Raw genomic sequence first — 1,986 nt, 5'->3', positions numbered from 1 at the left:
GATCGATACGCCGTCGATCACCAGCGGGTCCGGCCTCGTCGGGGTTTGCAGCGTATGCTGCTGATGGCGCGAGATCCAGCGACGCAACTGGTTCGGATTGACGTCATGGTCCATGGCCGCCCGGGCGATCGATACCCCCGGCCTCAGGCAAAACTCGACCAGCTCCCGCACGGCATCTTCATCAAATTCCCGCCGGCCATCCCGTCTGCGGCCAACCACCAGTCTGCTTCGAAGGTCCTGTTTCTCTGTCATCACGGTCTGAGTGCATGTGTCCACGCGGACACTTAGCATCTGACCTTCTGCCTACCATTGGTAGGGCGTCGTTTATTGACGGCTTACGTTCTTCGAACTCGGTTTACCCAGTGGATCGATCCCTCTCTCGGCTGCCGTTGGGGCGCAGGCGACCCCGTAGATAATGCTCGGACCTTCCGCTGGGGCTTCTATGCTGTTTTAGGTACGGTGAAGATCACGCCGTGTGCGATGAATCTTGTGTCCACTATGGTCAGCAAGTCTCCCCGATGCCGCAGAAGACCACTGGTTGGTTGTCATTCGCTCTTTGACAGCTCGCGCACTGCATCTCGCCGTGTGCGCGGCACCGTTTTACCTTGCGTTGCACATTCCGCTTGCATTTAGAACGTTGTCGACCGTGATGGATGCGGGTAAGCCTCGCATCTCCTTGAGCCGCTCGAGCACTTGCTGCACGCGTAGGCCCGGTAATGAAGTATCGACCTCGATGGCCAAGCACTCGCGCGTGTAGTCGTCGACCACGTTCAGGCATCGAAACCGCCGACCATAGGCCAGCCCATCAGAAACGAAGTCCATCGACCAGCTCTGATTGGGGCCCGTTGGTAACGGCAGCGGCACGCGATCGACAGCCGCAATACGCTTGCGTCGTCGCTTGCGCACGCTCAGTCCCGCCTTGCTGTACAGGCGCCAGATGCGCTTGTGGTTGGCAAAGCAGCCATCCCGCTGCAACAGCACGTGAATCCGGCGATAGCCATATCGGCGCTTCTGCGCGGCGATGGCCATCATCCGGCCAGTCAGCGCTTCGTCGTCAACTCGGCGACGTGATTCGTAGTGGAACAGCGAGCGCGAAATCCCTACCAGCCCGCAGGCCCGGGTAACACCCATGGCGCGTTCGGTCATCAAGATGCGGACCGCTTCGCGCTTGGCCTGCGGGCTTGCTACTTTCGGGCCAACAGGTCCTTCAGCGCAGCGTTGTCGAGCATTGATTCGGCCAACAGGCGCTTGAGCTTGTTGTTCTCCTGCTCCAGTTCCTTCAAGCGCTGCGCTTCGGAGACCGTCATCCCGCCGAACTTCGCTTTCCAGTTGTAGTAGGTCGCTTCCGATATGCCGTACTTGCGGCACAGCTCCGCCGGCTTCAGGCCAGCCTCGGCTTCCTTCAAGATGCCGATGATTTGCTCTTCGGTGAATCGCTTTTTCATTGCCGTTCCTCTCTGGAACGGACTCTACACCGTCACCGTACTAAACGCCGGGAGCAGGTCAGTAGGACTCCATCGATGTCGAGGAATATCGTTGTCCTCTTGCTCATGGCTAGACTCAACTTCACCGAAACGGATCGAGATTACGCCGTCACCACTGGGCTGGTACCCAATAACATTCTAGGCGACCGCACTCAGTCTTCGTAGGTCCTCGCCCTGCTGAAGCAATACTGACGTGTCGCGGGCGAACAATTCTCGCTAGTGCCCTTGGTGTTCACGCAAATTAAGCCATCTCCCGCGCTTGTGTGCAGAGGCGCGCATGCTCCTCAAGCACCGCCGCTTCGTTTACACCGAGGCGCGCTCCGTAACGATGGGACATGCCTGCGAAGACTGCCCTCACCGCATCGCCAATTGCTTCTTCTGGCAGAAGAGAGGCGAAGCGATAGAGGGCCGCGGCCAATCGATCCTCTCGGTGTTGATGTCCACGCAGAACTGACCCACCGGGGATGCGGACAAAATCTTGGACTACTTTGGAGGTAGTCCA

The 1,986-nt window shown here is 58.8% G+C and carries 4 protein-coding genes; 1 reads left to right on the top strand and 3 read right to left on the bottom strand.

The features are described from left to right. The 3 genes from AC3IFE_RS21160 to AC3IFE_RS21150 form a co-directional block, all read right to left on the bottom strand. On the bottom strand, positions 1 to 252 hold a 252-nt coding region (locus tag AC3IFE_RS21160; RefSeq protein ID WP_489191840.1), incomplete at its 3' end, for a transposase. Positions 253 to 600: 348 nt separating this feature from the next. Further along, the gene (locus AC3IFE_RS21155; protein ID WP_301777793.1) at positions 601 to 1,146 is read right to left on the bottom strand and encodes a DDE-type integrase/transposase/recombinase; all 546 of its coding nucleotides are present in this window, start codon (positions 1,144 to 1,146) and stop codon (positions 601 to 603) included. Positions 1,147 to 1,184: 38 nt separating this feature from the next. After that, positions 1,185 to 1,445 (bottom strand): transposase, encoded by a 261-nt coding sequence (locus AC3IFE_RS21150; RefSeq protein ID WP_011546520.1) that lies wholly within the window; start codon positions 1,443 to 1,445, stop codon positions 1,185 to 1,187. Positions 1,446 to 1,761: 316 nt separating this feature from the next. Between AC3IFE_RS21150 and AC3IFE_RS21145 the strand changes: the two genes are divergently transcribed. Continuing rightward, positions 1,762 to 1,938, top strand: a complete 177-nt coding sequence (locus AC3IFE_RS21145) for a hypothetical protein (RefSeq protein ID WP_489191839.1) — start codon at positions 1,762 to 1,764, stop codon at positions 1,936 to 1,938. Positions 1,939 to 1,986: the final 48 nt, after the last annotated feature.

The organism is Burkholderia sp. APQ4-4ca, assembly GCF_057837105.1.
The sequence above is the reverse complement of the archived record's forward strand: the minus strand, read 5'-3'. Positions and strand labels throughout refer to the sequence as shown.

What these genes read in the sequence shown, in the direction of transcription:
- AC3IFE_RS21150 (WP_011546520.1), bottom strand. Translation starts at nt 1,445, where the DNA reads ATGAAAAAGCGATTCACCGAAGAGCAAATCATCGGCATCTTGAAGGAA.
- AC3IFE_RS21155 (WP_301777793.1), bottom strand. Translation starts at nt 1,146, where the DNA reads ATGACCGAACGCGCCATGGGTGTTACCCGGGCCTGCGGGCTGGTAGGG.
- AC3IFE_RS21145 (WP_489191839.1), top strand. Translation starts at nt 1,762, where the DNA reads ATGCTCCTCAAGCACCGCCGCTTCGTTTACACCGAGGCGCGCTCCGTA.